The following is a 23083-nucleotide window of genomic DNA, read 5'->3' as shown; positions in this document are numbered from 1 at the left end:
TTTCTCAGTCATCATCATCATCGAAATCATCATAGTCTTCATCGTCATCATCTCAATGATTTTTAGAAAATCCAAATTTAGCATGTTTTGCTAATTCCATTATTTCATCTTGATTGCAATAAATGACATAAGCTCTCTATCTCTTTGTTTACTAAAGACCAAATCCATGTTATCTGTATTCATTAATTTTGCTTCCACATAAAGTGCTTCCAGGTACGAGCAATTGCTTTTAATAGAGCTCAATTGTTTATGTTTGGATGAAATAAGTTTTTGGTATGTTTGTTCGTAAATAGAAATTTCATACACTAGTGTATCCATCAATTTGCAAATCTTTTGACAAACCAATTCCCTATTTTTTTCATAATCTTTTGGGTTATTATCATCATAAATATTGTCAGAAACAACCTTAAAAATACCGGTTACACCTATTGAACCAAAAACTTTCATTATTCCGTGAATAAATCCAGTTGCCTCCATATCTACAAGTTGATATTTTTTGAATTCCGGATTACTTAAAATTGGATTATCTTTAGTAACAAAACTGTCGCCAGTTAGTATTCATGAAACATAATCTATTCCTAGGTAATCAGTCATTACACTATGTTCTTCATTACGTAAAATGTCATAACTAATAGGTTCTCCAGGAATTTGACCTAAAGTGTATTTAGATGAACCTGAATCATCTTTTATTGCTGTTGCATCAACATCTCAGTACCGAGCATTACTAATTGCGTGAGTACTCAAAACAGGTACATCTTTTCGAATAGAACATGCTGAACCAATATTGTAAACTACTGAGTATGTATTTGGATATAAACGTGCAATAGTTGAAGCAAGTGATGCGTTAACTTTTCCTACTCCTGAAAATAGAACATCAAATCTATGTCCCGATAGTTTGCTTTCATACTTGTAAATAGTATAATCATCATACATATCCATTTCAGTTTCTTGAATAAAGTTGAAATATTGATTGTATGGATCAAAATCATCATAATCAGCTATAACAAATAAAATATCAGCAGCAACCGATGCTTTGTCAAATGCAGCCTCTGGATCTTTTACGATTGTGTGTGTTTTGTTAAGTACTTTTTGTATTTTTGTATCATATTCATCAACAAACTTTTTGATTTTTTCTAATTTTTTAATTACTGTTGCGTTAGCCATTATCTTCCCTTTCATTCATCTAATAATTGTGTTTCATAGATACCTTGTGATTGATTGTGGAAAGGACTTAGTCCGTGTAGGTAACTGCTCATTAAACTAGCATTTTGTAAGAAAACTATAAGATGTCCAAACGATTCGAAACTTTGATCTTCTACTATAAGTTCAATGTTTCTTATTTTCCCAATTCTGTGATTCGTTTTAATAATTGATTGATAAGATTGTTTTTTAAGTGAATTAGTTGTTAACGAAGAAAGTGACTTGATGTCTTCACTTTCATCTTGACTGACTGGAATTCTGTAATCCATGTTAGTTTTGTCGATACTTAAAAATGTTTGAAATAGATTATTGAATCCTTCTTGTATAAATTGAATTCGGGTTGAAATGTCCTTCGAAAATATCGCAGTATCCAGATAAAGTGATCTTTTTTGTTTGCTATCGGCTTCACCAAAAAGATATTGTCAAAGTTTTGCCACCGATTTTAAATCTTCATCGTAAGCAACAAACAGCTCGTGATTAATGTTGTGTTTTTGTAATGCAAAACGAGCTATAGCATAACAGTATGCTGCATTTTGACTCAATTCACTGAAACTAAAGATTTCATGTGCTTTTTTAGCGCCCTTCAGTACTTTATCGATATCAATACCAGCCATTGTCATAACAAAAAGACCAACAGGAGTAAGAGCAGAGTAACTATCTGAGACGCTATCAAGAATAACAAAGGTTTTGTAATCATTTTTTCTTGCTAAATGATTTAATCTACCTGAGTTAGCATTTGTTGTAACGATTATGAATTTATTTGCATTTCTTGTTCCGATTTGTTGCTCTAAAATATCTTTAACAATTTTGAAATTAGCCAAAACTTCAATATCATTTCCGCTTTTTGAAATCAAATTAATGGCGAATTTTTTATTTCTCAAATACTCACTCAAAGATGCTGCTTCACGTCCGCTCAAAATGTGGTCGATGTAAATGATTTCAACATCACCTGCATTTCCTCAGTTTTGCTTACCGAAACAAAATTCGATAGCAGCTTTTGACTGTAAGGCAAGTGAATTAGGAGCAACAACTACTAAGGCTTGCACATCTTTTTTCAATGCTTTTGCGGTCTTGATAATATCTTTTGTGTCAATGATTTTAGTTCCATCTCTTTGTAAATCTAGAAAACCAAAAAATTCATTCCCTTCTGCAGTGCGAGTCTGAATTTTATAATCAATTTCTTTTACTAAATCTTTATAAGTAAAATAGATTGTGTCTTTAAGAGCATTTTTGATATTTATTTTAATCTTTTCCGTCATTTTTTAACTCCTTCTTGCAAAACTTCATTAATTTTTCAAACGAAGCATTTTTTTCATCAAATACAAAACTAAATGGATTTCTTAAATACCGTGGTCTAATTGACTTAAAACTAACACTATATGTCTCTTTTTTGTCATCATAATTCAAAACTTGAACATCGACCATATCGCCAATTTTGAAGATATCCTCTAAATCAGCAATAAAAAAATCACTTACTTCTTTAAGGTTCAAACGACACGTATTTTTTTGTCTTGTTTCAAGCAAAACAAATGTTCGATAAATTTTTTTTACTTTAGCACTGACGATTAATCCTGCTTGCATGTCGACTCCTTGTTGAGTTTTTTGTTTCATATTATTAAAATTATATAATTACATTAATTAAATATATTAATAAACGGAGTAAGAAAGATGCCAATAAAGCTAAAAAAAACAATACCACTTGTTTTTCTTTTGACTGGAAGCAGTCTTTTTTGTCCTATGCTTGTATCTTGTGCGCAAAACGATAATGAAATAATTATTAACGTGCCACAAGCCTGGTCAAAAAGTTTCAATTTAGAAAAAATAACTTTTTTCAAACAAATTGAACAAAAATACAATGAGTTGAAAAAATTAAATGATAAAACTAAAGACTTGCCAGACATAAAAATCAAAGTTAACATCATAAGTGACGATAGAACATTGTTCGATAGTGCTCTGGTACACAAAAACAATATAAGTATAACTACTTCTAATTTTTTACTGCAAAGAGCATCTTTAACTGACTATCAAGTTAATTTGGTCAAGCCTTTTTTGCAAACTTTAACTCTTGCTCCTAAGTACGACAGTGAAGGATTTTTTTGAGTAGACAATGCTAAAGCGTTACAACAATCAGTAATGCAAAGAAATGAACTGCTGACAAAGAAACCTTTCAATGAATGAAAAAACGATGAATATCAGTATAAAAATGGAATTTATCAGTCTTTTTACGATTTAAAAACAAAAATACCATATTATCGCGGGGATATTTTAATAGTAGGTTCACCAGAAACTAGGTCAATGATCAAGACTGCCTGAAATGAAAAGGATTGACAAACGTTTCGCTCCTTTAACATTGCGTTGGGTGAAAGTTCATCTTCCTCAAAATATAAATTTGTTGAACTTTTATTTCAAAAGCACTTCAATTTGAAAAAAAATCAATTTGACTCTTTTGCTATTCAAAAACAAAAAGCAAGTTCTAATTTTTTCACCTACCCAAAAGGAAGTGGAGCAAAAGATATGAAATCAATGCCTGAAGTACACATTTTTTTAGCAGAAGAAGGTGAATGAGCATATCACAATTCACAAAAAGAACCAACCCTTTACACACCAGCAAAAACTGATGAACAAGTTGAAATTTTAACAACAACAGATCCCATACTTTTTAATGTTGTAGTTGCTAATAAATACATGAGTGATGATGTGATTAGTTTATTACAAAATGCAATTTTGAGTTCAAAAGATGACTGAGGTTACTGAGTAGGAATTAACGGTTATGAAAAAACAAATGCTGACAAAATTACCGAGTTTTACAAGAAGGCTTTATAATGAATAATAACTTTTTTAAAAGTCGCTATTTTAAACAAAAAAGTCTAAAATGACTGATTTTTTTACTGCTAATTGTTCTTTTTGTTTTATGTCTTGTCTATATGAAATTTAGTTTTTCATTAGGTGGGTCTGAATATTTTTGAAAGGGAATTAAAAATATTTTTACTCCTTATTTTCAATCATCATATCTTCAAAATGAATCTTTAATTTGACTAAGTTTCAAATTTTTACTATTGACTATTCAAATTACATTGCTAGGAACTATTCTAGGGGCATCTCTTGCACTTTTAACAGCATTAGTAACAAACTACAAAACAAACAACAAGTACTGAAGTTTTGTTGTTAAGGTGTTTATGTTATTACTTAGAAGCATTCCAGAAATTATTTATATTTATCTATTTGTATTTAGTTTTCACAAGCAACTAGCAACAGCACTTTTGATTAGTTGATTTACTTGAATATGACTACATAAATTTATGAGTGAAGCAATTGAAAATTTAGATGTCAAAGCATACAACATTTGACTCAAAAAAGGTTTTTCAAAAACACACGTTATTGTTCGTTTTTTGTTGCCACAATTAGTCAACAAATTTGTCATTTATATTCTTTACTCTTTCGAATCAAATATGCGTTGAACTTCAGTGTTTAGTTTTTTAGGCTTGATTGGAATAGGTGAGTTATTGAATGAAGCATCATTGACAATGTATAAAATGCATGAGTTATTGATTCCTTTGCTATTTTTGGTTTCTTTTATTTTCGGTCTTGAGTGATTAAGTCACAGCGTCGTTAACAAAAATAATAAATCACTCAAATCACACAAAACACGCGTCAATAGTTTAAAAAAATTCAATCTTTATGAGTCTTTGAAGTGAATATTTTTGATTTTGATTTTGATTTTTGTTATTTGCTCATTTGTCACAATGCCAAGTTTTGGCATTAAAAAAAGCCATACAATTCTGAATGATTTATTCAATCCAAATTGAAAAATTTTGCAAACGAATGAGAATGTGCTTAAACTTATTTTTGACTTGTTAGTGCAGGTATTCGTAACAATTATTTTTTGTATTTTGTTCAGCTATGTAAACATTTTTCTAACCAACAATAAAACAAATAAGGCATATTTTGTTTGAATTAATCGCTTTATTTTTACTTTTATACGAATTATTCCGACTTTGACAATTTTCTATATTTTTTGATACGCATTTAGTAATGTTGTGTCAGGATTTGTGTTTGCTTTTGCTTTACACTCATCGACAGTTGTTTCTAAACAAATCAATGAAGCGATTAGTAAAATCGAAACTAATAGTATTGAAACATTGAAAAAACAAGGATGAAATAAGCTAAAAATATTTAATTCATTCATTTTAGCCAGTGTTAAAGTTTCAATATACACGTTTTTGTTTTTAGAAATCGAAAAGAACATTCGTAATTTTATTAACTATGGGACTTTTGGGGCTTCTGGTTTTGGATTAGCAATAAGTTATGGCGAAAAAAATAACTATCAGGATATAGCTCCATATGTATGAATAAGTTTACTACTGTTGTTAATGCTAAATTTGGTTTCGGAAACAGTTCGTTATTTTTATCTAAACCACTCAAAACCATTCTTTCTTTTTGGACTAAAAGGAACCCGAGTCTTTAAAGTAGCCAAATCTCAAATAATGACATGATAAAATTTTAAGTAGAGAGAGGTATTATGGAAAACAATCAATATTTGAATGAAAGTATTAAAAAAATTAAAGGTTTAGCAATCTCGAGCATTATTCTTCACTTTGCAATATGAATCACATTCATAGTTTTCATCATAAAAATTGTAATTAATGTTTCTAAAATTGCAACAACTAGTGAATCAAGCTCAGATAGCCTATCAGAAGTATCTAAAGCATTAAGTGATCTTATTACAAGCATTAGTGCACCAATAATAGTTTTATCAATTTTAGGAATCATTAATTTTGTCTTATCAATTATATTAACTGTTAAAGTAGACGAACTACAAAATAAACTTTCGCGTTCCGATTATTATTCACAAGAGCAAACAAATGCAGATCCTGCCTTAGCAAGACAAAACATGGAGAAAAAAATGGCTGCCGATGGATTATCGAACATAAAAATCCTATTAATTATCGGTTTCTTCATTCCATTAGTTAGTTTAATTGCTAAATTTATGACTATTTCAAAATTAAAAAACTTAGATTAATTCTTAGAATGTTATAAAATATTTAATGTTTAAATTATTATAAATTCTAAGGAGAAAAATGATTTACTCAATGGAAGATTTGAAAAATAAGTCAGCCAAAGCTTTTAAATTGATTATTACAACATTAGTAATCAGTGTCGCTTGATTTGTATTCTGAATTGTTGGTGTAGCATTAAGTAGCAATTTCAGCACTTACATAGCACTAAAAGTAGTGTCTTTAATTGTTGCAATTGTTAATCTTGTAATGACTATATTAACAATAATTGCAATTCACTCAATCAGAAAATGTGCTCAAGCAATTAATGAAGGTTCTCAACCAAACCACGATGTAAAGCAAATTGAATCACTTTCACTAGTTGCTTTCATATTTTTACTTGTAGGATTATTTATCGGTGTTCTTTCACTAGTAGGTGCAGTTATAGCGCTTATTGTTGTAATTAAAGGTAAAAAATTACAAGCAACAATGAATAATAACATTGAAGATCAAAACCACAACAATTCAGATAACGACATCAAATCAGACTTATAAGTTCTACATGCAGAAGAATACCTTCTGCATTTATTTTTACTTTTGAAATCTCTAGACTAACAAGTGTGTAAAAATTGTTTATAATACTATTTATTGCCAAAAAGGAGTTAATATGAGTTTAAAAGCAGGTATAGTAGGATTGCCAAATGTCGGAAAAAGTACATTATTTAATGCTTTAACTTTGAATGAGGCTGAGGCACAAAACTATGCATTTACCACAATTGAACCCAACACAGCAATAGTTAAATTGCATGATCCAAGATTGATCAAGTTAGCAGAATTAGCTAAAACAAAAACTATAATTCCAGCAACATTTACATTTGTTGATATAGCAGGATTGGTTAAAGGTGCTTCAAAAGGGGAAGGTTTAGGGAATAAGTTTTTAGCTAACATTCGTGAAGTTGATGCAATTGTTCATGTAGTGCGTTGTTTTGAAGACTCAAATATAATGCATGTTAATGGAAAAGTTGATCCATTAGACGACATAAACACAATTAATCTGGAACTAATCTTAGCCGACTTACAAACTGTTGAAAATGTGATTGCAAGAATCGGTAAAAGAGCTCAAAATTCTGGCGATAAAGATTTAAAATTAGAATATCAAACAGCACTTGACATTCGTAGCTTTTTAGAGCAAGAGAAAAATGTTCGTGAGTTAGATTTGAGTGATGAGCAAAAAACAATAATCAAATCTTGACAACTTTTAACTGCTAAACCAATTATTTATGTTGCCAACCTAAAACAAGATGAAATAAGTGATTTAACACAAGCCAAACACTATCAAACACTGAAAAATCATCTTGCTAAGACTCAAGACTTATTAATTCCTATTTGTGTTTCTCTTGAATATGAACTTTCAAAATTTGAAGACGAAGAAGAAAAACTTGCATTTTTAAATGAATACAATCTTTCAGAAAGTGGACTTAATAATTTAATTCGCACAAGCTTTTATATGCTAGATCAAAAAACATATTTTACTGCAGGCGAAATAGAAGCAAGAGCTTGAGTATTTAAAAATGGACAAAATGCTGCTCAGTGTGCTGGAATTATTCATACTGACTTTGAAAAGAAATTCATAAAAGCAGAAGTGATTTCATATGATGACTACGTTTCTCTAGGTGGAGAACAAGCGGCTAAAGAAGCTGGCAAAATGCGCTTAGAAGGAAAAAGTTACATAATGCAAGACGGTGATGTTTGTTATTTCAAAATAGCCAAATAATGTCAAGGGGCTTAGTTTAACGGCAGAACTAAGGACTCCAAACCCTTCGGTGCAGGTTCGAATCCTGTAGCCCCTGCCATGTGTTTATTCACCATAAAAATACAAAAAAACATAGCAACAAAAAAACGCAACTGATTTTTTTTAAATATGCTTTATTTTTTTATTCTCTCAATTTACTTACATTAAAGTCAAGTTTAAAACTTGGCTTTTTTTAATTTACCTCTTATTTTGAGTGCTTTTTCAGTCTTAAAGAGACAAAAAAACTCTGACTTTTTCAGTCAGAGCAATTTTTAGTTTATATTGATACTATAAGTTTTTTGCTAACTCAGCTAGAGTTTTGATTGCAACACCTTGTGGCATTTCTGAAAGTTCATTTGTACCAGCGATATCAAAGTGCATGAAGTCTGCTTTTTCAGCGAATTCTTTTAAGAACATAGCAGCAGAAATACTTCCACCATTTCCTGATAAGTCAGTATTTTTTAAGTCAGCAACTTTTGAAGATCTAATGTTTTTAGCAAAGTCTTCATGTAGAGGCATTCTTCACATTAGTTCATTGGCAGTTTTAGCAGATTTTTCAATTGCTTTTCAATCTTTATCATTTGAGGCTCAAACACCAGTGTAGGTAGTTCCTAGTCCAACTAAGATTGCACCTGTTAGAGTAGCAACAGTAGCAACTTTTGTAGCTTTTAGATTTCTGATTGCATATGTCATACCATCAGCAAGAACTAAACGCCCTTCAGCATCAGTGTTATTGATTTCAACTGTTTTACCATTCATTGATGTTCATACTGAGTCTGGTAATGATGCATCTCCATTGATGCGGTTATCAGTTAAAGGCATAACAGCCACAACATTAGCTTTTGGTTTGTAGTAAGAAATAAGCATCATAGCAGCAGCAACAGCAGCACTACCTGACATATCATATTTCATTCCTAGCATGTATCTAGATGGTTTTAGTGAGTATCCTCCTGAGTCAAAAGCTATACCTTTTCCAACTAATCCTAAAACTTGGTCACTGTCTGGATTTCCTTTGTATTCAACTACAACTAGACGAGGTTCATAAACACTTCCTCTGTTAACACTTAAAAATAGTCCCATTTTTTGTTCTTCAATTTGTTTTCTGTTTAAAACTTTAACGTGAAGGTTTTTGTATTTTGACAATTCTTCGTCATAAGCTTTTGCTAAATATTCTGATGTAGCATAGTTTGGAGCCATTTGTTGTAGGTTTCTTGCTCATCTAACTACGCTTGCGACTTTTGAACTTTCTTCAAATTCAGCACTTAAATCACGTTTTGATAATAAGTAGAAATCTAATTCATCTTTTTTATCATCTTTTTTAGTTTTTAGATTGTAAATAGGTTGATTGAATTCGTAAGCCTCAACCGCCAATTTAACAACTTCGCTTGCACTTAATTTTGCACTTGTGAATGTAGCAACATCTAATTGGTATGAACGTTTTAGATTTGCTGTAAACGCTTTAATAAACGACTCAAATTTTTCTGCACCAAATTCTTCTTTTTTTCCTAAATATACGTATGAAGTGTTTTTGTTGAATAAGTCAGTTACTACATTATCTTTTTTAAGAACAACTTCAGGTAATTTGCTTTCTTCAAATGCTGCTTTTAGAACTAAAGCATCATTTTTTTCATTAATTAACTTAATCATTTTTACTCCTTTAAAATTAATTATTTGCTAATTATGTTAAGTATAACACCCGGACGGTAAATAACTTTAACAATTTGTTTATTTTCTAAGTGTCTTTTTACACTTTCAACTTTTTGCGCTTCTTGCACAACTTTTTCTTCTGTTCAATCTTCTTCTATTGCAATTTCACCACGCACTTTTCCATTAACTTGGACTGCTATTATAGTTTGTGGTTTTATGATTTTAGCCTCATCCAATAAAGGTCAAGTTTGCTCTTTAATTTGTTTTTCATTTAGCATTTCTAAAATTTCTTCTGCTAAGTGGGGAGCAAAAGGTGAAAGTAAAATAGCAAAGTCTCTCAAGATTTTTAGATCATGAATACTTTCACATTTTGCTAAAAAGTTAATAAAGACCATCATTTTTGAAATAGCAATATTGAATTTTACTTTTTCAATATTTTCACTTACTTCACGAATCAAAATATTTATTTCTGATTCTAGTTCAACATTAACTTCTTTACTCAAAGGTTGATTAATCAAACGAGTCACTTGATTTAGAATTCTATCCAGTCATTTTCTAATTCCATTTATTGGATCAACACTTCAAGGTTTTGTGTCAGTCAAAGGCCCCATAAACATTTCGTATACACGTAATGTGTCAGCCCCTAATTCTTCAACTATATCGTCTGGGTTTATAACATTACCTAATGATTTAGACATCTTTTGTCCATCAGTTCCCAATATCATTCCTTGATTTACTAATTTCAAGAACGGTTCTTTGGTCGGAACTATACCAATATCAAATAAGAAACGATGTCAGAAGCGAGCATATAACAAGTGCCCGGCAGCATGTTCTTGTCCACCTACATATAGATCAACAGGCAATCATTTTTTAAATCTTCTTTTAGCTTCTTCACTGTCAATAGGTTCATAAGTTCCATCACTGTTTTTTAATATGTAAGCCAAGAAATATCAACTTGAACCTGCTCATTGTGGCATGGTGTTAGTATCGTGACGATATTTTTTGCCATCGATTTCAACATACAATCAGTCTTTTAAGTTTGCTAAAGGACTCTCTCCAGTTCCTGAAGGTTTAATATTTTTTGATTTTGGTAGCTCAACAATATCATCAACTAAAAGAATATTATCGTTTTCATCGAATAGGACTGGAAATGGCTCTCCTCAGTATCTTTGGCGTGAAAACACTCAGTCTCTTAAGCGATATTTTGTTTGGATTTTTCCTATTTTGTTATTAACTAGATACTCATTAATTTTTGTAGTTGCCTCACTATTATTAAGACCATCTAGGAATTGAGAATTAATATGAACGCCATCTTCAGTGTATGCTTTTTCACTTCATGAACCTTCAATGACTGGTTTAAATAATAAATTGTGTGCTTTAGCAAATTCTCAGTCTCTTTGGTCATGACAAGGAACAGCCATGACTACTCCTGTACCATAGCTATTTAATACATAATCTGATACAAAAATTGGAATCAATTCTTGTGTAATTGGGTGAATAGCATATGAACCACTGAATACTCCTTTTTTAGGACGTGAGTCATTTGATCTTTCGATTTGATTCATTGAAATCACTGCTTGTTGTAATTGCTCAACTGCTTGGCGGTTTTCTTCAGTCACTAATTTTGAAACTAAGTTGTGTTCTGGAGCAATTGACAAGTAACTAACTCCAAAAATTGTGTCAGGACGAGTGGTAAAAACAGTAAGGCTGAAATCTTTATTGTCAACCTTGAAATCAATTTCAGTACCAACACTCTTTCCGATTCAGTTTCTTTGTAATGTTTTGATTGAGTCATTTCAGTCTAATTCATCTAAACCTTCAAGCAATTTTTCAGCATATGCAGTAATTTTTAAAACTCATTGACGCATTGGTTTTTTAACAACAGGATAGTTTCCTCTTTCTGAAACCATTTGTCCGTTTTGTTCCAAAATTTCTTCATTTGCTAGTACAGTACCTAATTCTTCACATCAGTTTACATCAACCATTTCAATACTTGCTAAACCATGTTTGTAAAGTTGTTTGAAAATTCATTGAGTAGTGATGTAAAACTTAGGATCAGATGTATTAACTTCTTTTGAAAAGTCATAGCTAAAACCTAGCATTTTTAGTTGACGGCGAAAATTATTAATATTATGTAGAGTGAATTCAGCTGGATCATTACCAGTTTTAAGAGCATATTGTTCCGCTGGTAAACCAAAAGCGTCCCATCCAATAGGATGTAAAACATCGTAACCATTTAAACGTTTATAACGACTCACTATGTCAGTAGCAATGTAACCTTCTGGGTGTCCAACGTGCAAGCCTGCTCCTGAAGGATACGGGAACATGTCTAATATGTAGGCTTTTTTGTTGCTTTTTTCTTCAGTTTTAAATGCGTTAGTTTTTTCTCAAACTGCCTGTCATTTTTTCTCTACACTACGGTGATCGTACATAAAAATTCCTTTGCTAAATTTGTCTTAAATTTTTATTATTTTAGTGGCTTAAAATAAATATAATATTAATATTATAAACAATTGCAAAAAACATTTTGTAATCGTTAAAATGCAAATAAAAATCAAGGAGATAATTACATGGCTAAAAACAGTTACAAGATTGCTGTCCAAGCAATCGAAGAAGCTAAAAATATTTTTATTTTTCACCACATTCGTCCTGACGGAGATTGTTTAGGTTCACAGTTTGCTTTAAAAGAAATGATTAAGCTAAACTACCCTGACAAAAACGTTTATGCAATTGGTGATACTATTGGATCATTTCCATTCATGAAATTAGAACATGACAAAATTGAAAACATTCCTGCTAAAAACTTCAAAAATTCTTTAGCAATTGTTGTTGATGCTAACTCTTCAAATAGAATACAAGACGTTAATTTAATACTTGAAAAAAGATTTACTAAAACTTTACGTATTGACCACCATCCAGTTGATCCAGATATTGACTACGACTATACATGAGAAGATAATGAATACGTTGCAGCTGGAGAACAAGTGGGTTACATTGCAATGAAGGCGAAATGAAAACTAAATAAAAGAGCTGCAGAATTATGTTATCTAGCAATCAATACTGATAGTGGTCGTTTCCAATTTGAAAGTGTTGTGAAACGTACATTCGATGTTGTGAGTTATTTACATAACGCTGAAGGATTTAAAGTTTACGATGTTAACTTACCGCTTTCACGTCGTGAAGAACAAAAAGTACGTTTCATGGCTTATGTTTTATTAAATTACAAAAAAGATGGGCAAGTTCTTTACTTCCACGTTACTAAAAGAATTCAAAAGAAATTCAAACTTGACGAAAACCAAGCAAATGATGTTAATGTTCTAGCAAACATTGGAGATTGCAAAATTTGAGTATTTTTCATTGATTCAGACAATGGAGACACAAGAGTAAGAATTAGATCAAATGGTGTGTGAATTAATCAAGTAGCTAACAAATGAAGAGGTGGAGGACACGAATGTGCTGCCGGAGCTACAGTTAAAAACAAGTCAGAAATGAAAAAATTATTAGCTGACTTGCAAGAGGTTTTGAAAAACGATGCTAGATAATCGCCAAAAAATGAAAGTTTTCAAAGCAATCGAAAAGAAAATTAAGAAAGCTGAAAACGTTGTTATTTTTCACCACATTCGTCCTGACGGTGATTGCTTAGGGTCACAATTTGGATTTAAAGAATTGATTAAAACCAATTTTCCAAACAAAAATGTTTACACAATTGGAGACTCAAAAGGCTTATTCAGTTATTTAGATTTTGAATTTGATAATTTAGAGCTAAAGAAACTACCAAATTCACTAGCAATTATTGTTGATGCTAACTTTAAAGAAAGAATTGAGTGTCGTCAATTCTTAGATGAAAATGTTTTTGATGAAGTTATTAGAGTAGACCACCACCCAAATGATGATGACTTGAATGCTTCATTAGTTTGAGTTGAATCAGAAGCGCCTGCTGCTGCTCAACAAGTTGCTGAGATAGCAATAAAATTAGGTTGAAAAATTTCACCAGAAGCAGCAACATACCTATTTTTAGGAATCTATACCGATAGCGTTAGATTAACAACAAACACAACTAATTCGCGCACATTGGACATAGTTTCAAAACTGTGAGCAAGTGGTGCTAAAAAAGATTTAATTTTCGTTAATATGGCGAAAAAATCTTCACAAGATATGAAAGTGGACGCTTTTATTCAATCTAATATGCAAATAAAAGATCAAGTTGTAAGTTTCTATTTTGATTTAGAAACACAAAGAAACTTCAATATCTTAGATCCGTTAAGAGCTAATCGACCTTATACGTTAGCTAACATTGATGACAACAAGATTTGAGTTTTTTTCACTCAAGAAAAAGCAAAAGGTACTGACGGAAGCACTCAAGATCAGATTCGTTGTGAATTTCGCTCTAATGGAGCATGTGTCAGAAATGTCGCAGTCAAATGAGGTGGTGGTGGACACCATCGTGCCTCAGGAGCACAAATTAACGATGCTTCGTTAATCCCACTGATAATTGCGGATTGTGAAAAAGAAGCACTTAATTTGGAAGGAAACGACAACAAAAAATAGAGCCCTTTTCAAGCTCTATTTTTTTTGTAACTTTAATTATTTTTTAGTGTATTTGATACCAAGTTGATTTTCTAGTAAACCACGCATCGCTTCGACTTGCTCTTCAATTTCTTGTTCGCTCATTCCTTCTTTAATTAGTGAGTCTTTATGATAGTCAAGAATTTGTTCTATGATTCCAATTTTGTTTGCAATGTCTTTAGCATTGGCATCCATATTTTCATGGACTGCGTTTGGTTTGCTTGCTTCAGGATTATTCATTAAATTTACAACACTTTCTAAGGCAATACGCTCAGTTAATTCTTCGAAACGTTTTGATCCTTCTTGTGTATAAACTTGATATGGGTTTTTTTGCGAGTATTGAACTAAGTTGGATGCTTGACGTAATTTATCCATTGTATTTATATGATCTTGTCAAGCTGCATCAAAAACTTTAAGAATAGTTGTTCTTTCAGTTGAAACAAGGGCAAACACTCCATATTTTTCAATCACATTTTCACGCATCATTGCATACTCTTGAATTAAACGATCGCTAATGAATTCAACAAGTTCTGGTTTTTCAAATTTTGATAATTCTTCTTTTGAAAAACGATAGTCGCTGTTATTTTCTAATCAATTTTTGTTTAAATATTCAGTAAATTTTTCAAAATCAATAGCATTGTTTTTTAAAGCGAAAAAACGGTTATTTACTGCTTGTTTAACAGTCGAAATAATCATTTTGTTAATAATAATACTTAAATCGTCCCGTTCTAAAATTCAGTCCCTTTGTTGATAAATAAGATCTCTTTGTTGACGAATAACATCATCATAGTTTAGGACGCTTTTACGATTGTCGTAATTGAAACCTTCGATTTTCTTTTGTGCTCTTAAAAAGGCAATCTGAATAGCTTTACCATCAATTGGTCTATCTTCATAACTTGCAAACATTTCTTTTCATTTATCTTGTAAACTAAAACGTAAAATTAATTGATCGTCTAAGCTTAAAAAGAATTTTGAGTATCCGACATCTCCTTGACGTCCAGAACGTCCTTTAAGTTGGTTATCGATCCGACGAGATTCAGCCTTATCAGTACCTAAAACATATAATCCCCCAACAGCTTTTGCTTCGTCAGAAGGTTTGATGTCAGTTCCCCGACCGGCCATATTAGTAGCAATTGTTACTGCGCCTATCTGTCCTGCTTTAGCAATAATATCTGCTTCTTCAGCATTTTGTTTTGCGTTTAAGACAGTGTGAGGAATGTTTGCTTTAACCAAGTACTCATGTAATCTTTCCGAGTCTTCTACTTGTGCTGTTCCGATTAATATCGGTTGTTTACGAGCATACACTTTTTTAACTTCTTCAACAATAGCCATATATTTTGAGTGCATATCAACAAATATTAAGTCTTGATCATCATATCTTTGCAACGGTTTGTTAGTTGGAATAACGTTTACACGCATGTTGTAAATGTCAATAAATTCTTTTTCTTCGGTCTTGGCAGTACCAGTCATACCACTCAATTTTTTGAATAAACGGAAAAAGTTTTGGTAGGTAATTGTAGCAAGTGTTTTGTTTTCTGGTTCAATCTCTAGTTGTTCTTTTGCCTGTAATGCTTGTTGCAATCCTTCTGAGTAAGCACGCCCTTCCATAATACGTCCCGTAAATGAGTCAACCAACTCAATTTTGTTGTCGCGAACAATGTACTCAACATCATTTTTCATTATTTTGTGTGCTCTCAAGGCATTTTGAATTCTATGAACTAGTTCAGAATTTTCAATGTCATAAAGGTTAGCTAAACCGAAATATAAGTTAGCTTTATCAATACCTTGCTCAGTTAAATAAACAGATTTTGTTTCTTCATCAATGTAATAATCTTCTTCATCTAAATTACGAACAAACAAGTCGGCTGTGTTGTATAAGTAACTTTCACCTGTATCTCCACCAGAAATGATTAACGGTGTCTTAGCTTCATCGATCAAAATTGAGTCAACTTCGTCTAGAAGGATGTAGTTAAGTCCTCTTTGAACTTTTTCTTCTTTACGCATTACCATGTTGTCTCTTAGGTAGTCAAATCCCAGCTCTGAGTGAATTGAGTATGTAATGTCACAGTTGTAAGCTTCACGTTTTAGTTCCGGAGACATTTGTGCCTTGTTAATTCCAACACTCAAACCAAGTCAATTGAATACTTCACCCATTTCAGTAGCATCACGTTCTGCAAGATACTCGTTAACAGTTGAAACGATAACATTTTCTCCACTGAGTGCATTTAAATAAACAGGAGCAATCGAAGTAATGGTTTTACCTTCTCCTGTTTTCATTTCAGCTACTGATCCTAAGTCTAAAATAACTCCACCCAACATTTGTACGTCGAATGGTCGTTTTCCTAAAACCCTTTTTGTTGCTTCCCTACTTACTGCAAACGCTTCTGCTCTAATATCTTCTAATGTTTCACCTTTTGATAAACGATTTTTGAATTCAGCTGTTTTGTTCTTTAATTCATCGTCACTTAACTTTTGGATTTCACTTTCTCAATTATTAATTTGATTTAGAGTGAGGTAGGCAATTCGCATTTCAGCAGTTCTAAATTTAGGTTTGTATCATTTATTTTTTTCTTCAGGTCTGCGAGGAATAACATATTCAGTAGAATCAACCTGTTGATCTTTTGTTTTAGTAATTTTGTTCAAAATTTTACTCATAATTACAATTTTACCCTTTTAATGCCTATTTTTTACTTAAAGTAAAAAACCCTTTACGTAAAGAAAAATTCGCCAATGGCGAATTTGTAATTATTGTTGTTTAGTTTTGTTTGTAAAAATATTGGCAAAATTATTTAAAACATCTTCAAATCTCTGTTTTTCAAGTGGTGAAGATTCCAATACCTTTTGGTAGTCTGTATTAACAAAAGATGTACGTACTATTTCTTTTAGATTGCTTACTTCTTTGTCTGTTAAATTTAAATCCAATGACATGTTTTCAAATTCTTTTTTCGCTTTTTCAATGTTTTCTTGATTTGATAAGTAGTCTACTGCTTCTTTATCGAATTTTACTTTTTCAAGTTTTTCACCCAAATCACTTTCAGGATTATTGACAATGGTTTTGATTACTGGTAAAGCTAAATCTGAATTTAAAATCGTTCTAACAGTATTGATTGTTTCTGGAGTAATAGGAACTGTTTGTTTCGTTTCATTTCCAGATTCATTTGATGAATTTGCATCGGATTTAATGTCCTCTAAAGCATTAGCAATTTGTTCCAAATCTTTAGTTAATTCTTCTCTTTTTTCAGTATTTGTTGAATATTCAATAGCTTTTGTTATGACTGGTATTTCTGATGAAATTGACTCACCTTTTCCAAGTGTAATAGCTTTAATTGCTGGTTTTATAACAAGTCTATCTCATCAAGTTTCTTCGTAGTTTTTATTGGCTAAAGCAACCACTGAACCACCCAATATTCCAATAGGAGCAGTATATTGCCATTGTTAATAATCCACCCACAATTTTTGAAGCAATGTGTTTCTTTTCACAACCTTTGCTGTAACATCTTAAAATTCTTTTGCGTCTTACAAAATAGAACGCAATTGCAAAAACAATCAAAGAAAATAGTCAAATTACCAATAAAACTGCAAGTGCAACAATGGTAATGATGTAAGGTTTTGCAACTTCTGCGTAATCTTTGTATTTTTTAAATGCCTCGATTGTTGTAACAAGGTTAAATATTGGATCACTTACCAAAATAATTGAAAAAACAATAATAGCACTAATAACAAAAGTAATTAAAGATCACAATCAACGCTTGAAAAATCCAATTAAAAATCCGATAATGGCCAGTACAACAACAAGTCCAATTGATGCTCAAATCATATTATCCTAACAGCTCCATATTTTTGTCTTCTTTTCAAGGGTTATTTTTGTCAATGCGATCTAAGAATAATTTACCTTGCAAGTGATCTAATTCATGTTGCATAACAATTGCTTCATAACCAGAAACATCGTATGTTTTTTCTTTTTTTTCAAAATATGAGTATGCTTTTACTTTTATGCGACGGTATCTTGGAACATATCCTTCTTGATGTGGTCATGTTTCAGAAACACTTAGACACCCTTCTCCTTCAGCAAGCGATTGTTTTAATTCTGAGTGGGCAATCACGCGTGGATTAACTAGTGCATCACGAAAAATCATATTACCTTCTTCATCCTGAATCATAATGTAAAAAATATTTTTCAAAATTCCATATTGAACAGCGGCCACTCCAACACCTGCTCTAAATTTTGATCCTTCTTTTTGACTATCATCAATGTGATAAATCATTTTTTGAATCAATAGATCATCTTCTTGAGTCAGGGGAATTGGAACGTCTTTCGACTTTTCTCTTAGTACCTTATTAGGTAACTTTACTAACTTTACTTCAAACATATTTGAAATTATAACAAAAAAGGCCTTATCAAACTCTTTAACTATGTTAAAAAATACTCAAAATGACTGAAAAATGCAAGTGTATTATAATTATTTGTATGTTAAGAATAGTAGCTGGAAAATATCGAAATACACGTTTAGAACAACCAGATAAAAAAATCACTCGAGCAAGTAGTGAAAAACTTCGTGAAGCATTGTTTTCATCTTTAAGTTTTGAGCTTGAAGATAAAATCTTTTTGGATTTGTTTGCAGGCAGTGGCGCTTTTGGTTTTGAAGCAATCAGTCGAGGAGTCAAAAAAAGCATTTTGATTGAGAAAAATCGCGAAGCATATAAGGTTATTGCAAAAAACGCCGAAAAATTCAAAAAGATTGAATTTGAGTTAAAAAACACTGATGCTTTAATCTTTTTGCAAAAAACGGAACAAAAATTCGACTTTATTTTTATCGACCCGCCATATGCAAATCAAACTCTTTATACTGAATCTTTAAGATTGATAAGCGAAAGAGATTTATTGACTGAAAATGGAAAAATTATTCTTGAAACAGCTCGAAAAGACTTTTCAACACCCCTTTTCGAAACTACAAAAGTCAAGAAATATTCAATCAGCTGAGTTTATTTTTTAGAAAAGCGTTAGTTTTACTGCTTTTTAGAATATAATTCTAAAATTAAGGAGTTTTATGTCAAAAGAATTTAATAAAAAAATCATTATTTTTACAGGGCCTTCTGGAGTTGGAAAAGGAACAATAGAAAAGCAACTTTTCAGGGATGTAGCATTAAAATTAAAGCTTTCAGTTTCAGCAACAACTCGTAAACCACGTGTTGGCGAAGAAGAAGGGGTACACTACTATTTTGAAACCAAAGAAGAATTTGAACAACACATAAAAAATGGTGATCTATTGGAGTACTCACAACACTTCGATAATTACTATGGAACTTTATACAGTGATCTAGAAAGAATTTCTTCTTCAGGATATATCCCATTTTTAGAAATTGAAACTAATGGCGCATTACAAATAATTAACAAATATGCTAAGAAAAATAATCTTGACAAGATTGTTTCTATTTTCGTTATGCCACCTTCATTTCAAGAATTAAAAAGAAGAATTGAAGAACGTGGTTCAGAAACTCCTGAAACTCTTAAAAAACGGATGGAAAAAGCATACGACGAAGTTCGTTACATAAGTCAATTTAATTATGTTGTTACAAATGATACTGTTGATGGAACCTACCAAGAAGTCAAAAGAATTATTGAAAAGGAATTCAATCTTTAGTCTATGTTCGACTGATGTTTTAAGTCAGACATAGGTGTTCGCAGTAATAATGAAGACAACGGTTGTTTTTTACAAAACGACATTGTTGCAATGGGTGTAGTTTGTGATGGACTAGGTGGCCATGAAAATGGTGAAGTTGCTTCACAAGTTGCAGTGGATGAATTTAGCAAGTATTTTAATGAAACGGATTTTAATTTTCTTGATGAAAATAATCATGAGGAAGTTCGCACATGATTGAATAAAGGGATTTTAAAAGCTGAAGCAAAAATGAAAGAGCTTGTTAAATTGAAAAAAGCAAGCAGTGATATGGGGACCACTATCACTATGTTTTTGTGTTTTAAAAAGACCAAAACAGTTTACATATTAAACATTGGTGACTCACGCACATACTTATATAATGGATTTTTACATCAAGTAACCAAAGATCACAATGTTTTAAACACTATGATTGATGAGCAGAAAATACTTCCTGAGATTGCAATGCAAGATAGAAATTATGCAAAACTAGTTTCTGCTTTAGGACCAAACAAACCTTCTAAAAGTGAAGTGTTTTTACTTAAAAAAGAAAACCATCCTAAACTTTTACTTTTAACTACTGATGGAATTCATGATTTTGCAAGTAAACCTGCAATAGAGCAAATCTTGCAAAGTTCTAATTCTACTCTTTCGCAAAAATGCCAGCAATTAATCAATACGGCAATGAAAAATAAATCAAATGACAATATGACCTGTTTACTAGTGGAGATTAAATAATGAACGTAAATACTCAAAAAATGGAAGAAAAATATGAAATTGTTTCCGAGATCGGGACAGGGGGAATGGGTAGCGTTTTCCTGTGTCGCAGTAGAGAAACCTTAAAACAAGTAGCAGTCAAAGTCATAAAATCAGACCATTCGACGATCGAAAAACAACGTTTCATTTCGGAAATTGAAACAATGAAACAAATTAAATCAAATTATGTTGTTCGTTATTATGATGCAGAAATCGATGACAATGTTTCTTGAATAGTTATGGAATATGTTGAAGGAACAGTTTTAAAAGACTTAATTAAAAAAACTGGTGGTCTCGAAACAGGTCTAGCAATCACACTAGCAAAATACATTGCTTTGGGTTTAGCTGATATTCACAGCGCAGGTATAATTCATCGTGATCTTAAATCAAGTAATATTATTCAAACAAAAACAGGAAGCGCGAAAATTATTGACTTCGGTATTGCCTTAAATGAAGCGAGTCCAAGATTAACTCAAGTCAACAAAGTGGTTGGTACTCCAGAGTATATAGCACCAGAACTGATTGAAAAAACACAAGGTCCTTCAGTACAAAGCGATATTTACTCATTTGGAATTTTGTTGTATGAAATGTTAGAAGGGCACAACCCATATAGCAATGTTGAAGGAATGAAAAATCAATTGCTAAGTCATGTAAATCAAGAAATTCCCAAACTTACAAACTTAAATCGTACAATACCAATGCCAGTGCAAAACATTATCAACAAGTGTTGTGCTAAAAAACCTGAAGATCGCTACGAAAGTTGTTTCGAGTTATACAATGATCTTAACACCTGTTTAGATCCATATCGTGCTTTTGAAAGCGAAATCTCATTTTCTAAAAACAAGAAAAAGACTAGTTTTGAGTGATTCCACAATAAAAAGTTCACTGTCTCTTTAATTGTTGTAACAGCAGTTCTATTTGCTATTTTTGTGGCTATTTTGATTTATCTAGCAGTTAAAGGTTAAGAAATGGAATACGGAAAAATAATAAAATCAGTTGCTGGATTTTACGATGTGAAAACTAAAAGCGGTCAAATTTTTAGAACTAGAGGAAGTGGTAAACTACGTCTTTTAGATATTAAACCCACTGTTGGAGATTGAGTGGATTTCATTCCCGATGGTTTGATTCATAAAATCTATGAACGTAAAAACATTTTTATTCGTCCCAAGATTGCTAATGTTGATCAAGCGATTGTAGTCATGTCGCTAGTCGAACCTGAATACTCATCGCTCCTAATTGATAAATTTTTGATTATTATTGAAAACAAAAATGTTGAACCAGTTATAGTTCTGACAAAAAAAGATTTAACAAGCGACTCAAAAATTTCATACTACAAAAAACAAGGTTACAAAGTTTTTGAAATTGATTACACACAACCACAAACATTAGAAGGTCTGAGTGCTGTTTTTAAAAATAAAACTAGTTTCTTTGTAGGGCAGACTGGAGTAGGCAAAACTACTTTGATTAATTATTTAGCAAAAACGAATTTTGAGACTCAAGCAATTTCTAAAGCTTTGAACAGAGGAAAACATACAACTCGGGAAGTTAGTTTGATTGAATTCAATGGCGGAGAAATCATTGACACTCCTGGTTTTAGTTCGATTGATTTTGATTTGACAATTGATGAACTTCCAACTGCCTTTAAAGTTTTTCGCGAAAATGCAGTCAAATGCAAATTTAGTTCTTGTAGACATGATCAAGAAACTCTTGATGACTGTGAAATTAAAAAAATGGTTCAAAGTGGTGAAATTAAGCATGAAAGATATCAGAACTATTTGACTTTTTTAAGAAAAATGAAAGAGGACAACTATGCATAAGCACACAATATCACCTTCGATTTTAGATGTACCTAAAGATAAGCAAGTTGAGTATGTAAAGCAGTTAATTGACTGAGGAATTGAGTATGTTCACTATGACGTTATGGATAATAAATTTGTACCAAACATTGCTTTAAGTACTGAAATAATCAAAGAAATTTCACAAAAATGTCCTAAACACATTATGGATATTCACTTGATGGTTGAAGATGTTGAGTCATATATTGAACAATTTAATTCTTTTGCCGATGTTATAACATTCCATGTTGAAGCGGTCGATACTCAGCGCTTAAGAAAAATTTATCAAAAATATTTTGCTGACAAAAAAGTTGGTTTAGGACTGGCAGTTAAACCTAAAACTGACATATTTTCAATCGATCCTGAAATCCTAAAAAATGTAAAAAGAATTTTAATTATGAGTGTTGAACCTGGTTTTGGTGGGCAAAAATTAATGCCTGAAACTCTTGCTAAAGCTAAAGAATTTAGTAAGTACATCAAAGAAAACAACCTTGATATAGAAATTCAAATGGATGGTGGTATCAATGGTTCTACTATTGAAAATGTTTTTAGTTCAGGAGTTAAATTAGCAGTAGTCGGTTCATACTTAGTTAAAAACTTTTCAAAAGAAACAATTGATAAACTGATTGGATAAAA

22 protein-coding genes and 1 tRNA gene are annotated in these 23083 nt (G+C 31.5%); 14 read left to right on the top strand and 9 right to left on the bottom strand.

The features are described 5' to 3' along the window. Positions 1-99 precede the first annotated feature (99 nt). The 3 genes from ACWXVV_RS00535 to ACWXVV_RS00525 are packed head-to-tail and all read right to left on the bottom strand — an operon-like array spanning position 100 to position 2781. Positions 100-1164 carry a 5'-methylthioadenosine/S-adenosylhomocysteine nucleosidase family protein gene (locus tag ACWXVV_RS00535; protein WP_455984606.1) on the bottom strand — a complete coding sequence of 355 codons (1065 nt, stop codon included), beginning with the start codon at positions 1162-1164 and terminating at the stop codon, positions 100-102. Further along, positions 1164-2459 carry a hypothetical protein gene (locus tag ACWXVV_RS00530; protein ID WP_455984607.1) on the bottom strand — a complete coding sequence of 432 codons (1296 nt, stop codon included), beginning with the start codon at positions 2457-2459 and terminating at the stop codon, positions 1164-1166. Before ACWXVV_RS00530 ends, ACWXVV_RS00535 begins: the two co-directional genes overlap by 1 nt. Then, positions 2443-2781, bottom strand: coding sequence for a S1 RNA-binding domain-containing protein (locus ACWXVV_RS00525; RefSeq protein WP_455967621.1), 339 nt, complete (start codon positions 2779-2781; stop codon positions 2443-2445). The genes ACWXVV_RS00530 and ACWXVV_RS00525 overlap by 17 nt, the downstream gene beginning before the upstream one ends. A 156-nt stretch (positions 2782-2937) precedes the next feature. Here ACWXVV_RS00525 and cypl point away from each other — a divergent pair, with 156 nt between their 5' ends. The 6 genes from cypl to ACWXVV_RS00495 all read left to right on the top strand — a co-directional run bounded on the left by cypl (position 2938) and on the right by ACWXVV_RS00495 (position 8047). Further along, positions 2938-4023, top strand: a complete 1086-nt coding sequence (gene cypl / locus ACWXVV_RS00520; protein ID WP_438341546.1) for an ABC transporter thiamine pyrophosphate-binding lipoprotein p37/Cypl — start codon at positions 2938-2940, stop codon at positions 4021-4023. 101 nt (positions 4024-4124) lie between these two features. Then, complete coding sequence (locus ACWXVV_RS00515) at positions 4125-5696, top strand: hypothetical protein (protein ID WP_455984609.1); 1572 nt, start codon at positions 4125-4127, stop codon at positions 5694-5696. A 23-nt stretch (positions 5697-5719) separates the two neighbouring features. Continuing rightward, positions 5720-6220, top strand: coding sequence for a hypothetical protein (locus ACWXVV_RS00510; protein WP_438341548.1), 501 nt, complete (start codon positions 5720-5722; stop codon positions 6218-6220). A gap of 58 nt (positions 6221-6278) precedes the next feature. After that, entirely contained in the window at positions 6279-6749 is a 471-nt protein-coding gene (locus ACWXVV_RS00505; protein ID WP_438341549.1) for a hypothetical protein, read from the top strand. Between the two features lie 112 nt (positions 6750-6861). Beyond that, the gene (ychF, locus tag ACWXVV_RS00500) at positions 6862-7968 is read left to right on the top strand and encodes a redox-regulated ATPase YchF (protein WP_438341550.1); all 1107 of its coding nucleotides are present in this window, start codon (positions 6862-6864) and stop codon (positions 7966-7968) included. A 5-nt stretch (positions 7969-7973) separates the two neighbouring features. Beyond that, a tRNA-Trp gene (locus ACWXVV_RS00495) sits at positions 7974-8047 on the top strand. A gap of 227 nt (positions 8048-8274) precedes the next feature. Here the strand turns inward: ACWXVV_RS00495 and ACWXVV_RS00490 are convergent. Beyond that, positions 8275-9633, bottom strand: coding sequence for a M17 family metallopeptidase (locus ACWXVV_RS00490; protein ID WP_456012446.1), 1359 nt, complete (start codon positions 9631-9633; stop codon positions 8275-8277). A gap of 20 nt (positions 9634-9653) precedes the next feature. Further along, complete coding sequence (gene leuS, locus ACWXVV_RS00485; protein WP_455984611.1) at positions 9654-12065, bottom strand: leucine--tRNA ligase; 2412 nt, start codon at positions 12063-12065, stop codon at positions 9654-9656. A gap of 138 nt (positions 12066-12203) precedes the next feature. Between leuS and ACWXVV_RS00480 the strand changes: the two genes are divergently transcribed. Next, a complete protein-coding gene (locus tag ACWXVV_RS00480) occupies positions 12204-13175 on the top strand; it encodes a DHHA1 domain-containing protein (protein ID WP_438341553.1) in 972 nt (323 codons plus the stop codon). After that, a complete protein-coding gene (locus ACWXVV_RS00475) occupies positions 13165-14181 on the top strand; it encodes a DHH family phosphoesterase (protein WP_455984612.1) in 1017 nt (338 codons plus the stop codon). The genes ACWXVV_RS00480 and ACWXVV_RS00475 overlap by 11 nt, the downstream gene beginning before the upstream one ends. A gap of 36 nt (positions 14182-14217) precedes the next feature. Here the strand turns inward: ACWXVV_RS00475 and secA are convergent, their stop codons facing one another. From secA to def, 4 genes are all read right to left on the bottom strand, one after another. Further along, a complete protein-coding gene (gene secA / locus ACWXVV_RS00470; RefSeq protein ID WP_455984613.1) occupies positions 14218-16854 on the bottom strand; it encodes a preprotein translocase subunit SecA in 2637 nt (878 codons plus the stop codon). A 90-nt stretch (positions 16855-16944) separates the two neighbouring features. After that, a complete protein-coding gene (locus ACWXVV_RS00465) occupies positions 16945-17604 on the bottom strand; it encodes a hypothetical protein (RefSeq protein WP_455984614.1) in 660 nt (219 codons plus the stop codon). Continuing rightward, a complete protein-coding gene (locus ACWXVV_RS00460; protein WP_455984615.1) occupies positions 17573-18016 on the bottom strand; it encodes a hypothetical protein in 444 nt (147 codons plus the stop codon). Before ACWXVV_RS00460 ends, ACWXVV_RS00465 begins: the two co-directional genes overlap by 32 nt. A 1-nt stretch (position 18017) precedes the next feature. Continuing rightward, a complete protein-coding gene (def, locus tag ACWXVV_RS00455) occupies positions 18018-18569 on the bottom strand; it encodes a peptide deformylase (RefSeq protein ID WP_438341558.1) in 552 nt (183 codons plus the stop codon). 98 nt (positions 18570-18667) lie between these two features. Between def and rsmD the strand changes: the two genes are divergently transcribed. Genes rsmD through ACWXVV_RS00425 form a run of 6 tightly spaced genes read left to right on the top strand, consistent with a single transcriptional unit; the run spans position 18668 to position 23081 of the window. After that, on the top strand, positions 18668-19204 hold the full coding sequence (gene rsmD, locus ACWXVV_RS00450; protein ID WP_438341559.1) for a 16S rRNA (guanine(966)-N(2))-methyltransferase RsmD: 537 nt from the start codon (positions 18668-18670) through the stop codon (positions 19202-19204). Positions 19205-19247: 43 nt separating this feature from the next. Continuing rightward, the gene (gene gmk, locus ACWXVV_RS00445) at positions 19248-19841 is read left to right on the top strand and encodes a guanylate kinase (protein ID WP_438341560.1); all 594 of its coding nucleotides are present in this window, start codon (positions 19248-19250) and stop codon (positions 19839-19841) included. Between the two features lie 3 nt (positions 19842-19844). Then, positions 19845-20594, top strand: a complete 750-nt coding sequence (locus tag ACWXVV_RS00440; protein WP_455967611.1) for a PP2C family protein-serine/threonine phosphatase — start codon at positions 19845-19847, stop codon at positions 20592-20594. Next, positions 20594-21577, top strand: coding sequence for a protein kinase domain-containing protein (locus ACWXVV_RS00435; RefSeq protein ID WP_438341562.1), 984 nt, complete (start codon positions 20594-20596; stop codon positions 21575-21577). Before ACWXVV_RS00440 ends, ACWXVV_RS00435 begins: the two co-directional genes overlap by 1 nt. Before the next feature lie 3 nt (positions 21578-21580). Continuing rightward, positions 21581-22429, top strand: a complete 849-nt coding sequence (gene rsgA, locus ACWXVV_RS00430) for a ribosome small subunit-dependent GTPase A (protein ID WP_438341563.1) — start codon at positions 21581-21583, stop codon at positions 22427-22429. Next, complete coding sequence (locus ACWXVV_RS00425; protein ID WP_455967610.1) at positions 22422-23081, top strand: ribulose-phosphate 3-epimerase; 660 nt, start codon at positions 22422-22424, stop codon at positions 23079-23081. The genes rsgA and ACWXVV_RS00425 overlap by 8 nt, the downstream gene beginning before the upstream one ends. Positions 23082-23083: the final 2 nt, after the last annotated feature.

The sequence above is a fragment of the Mycoplasma sp. 3392 genome (genome assembly GCF_053851755.1).
This window is presented reverse-complemented; position numbering and strand designations above follow the sequence as displayed.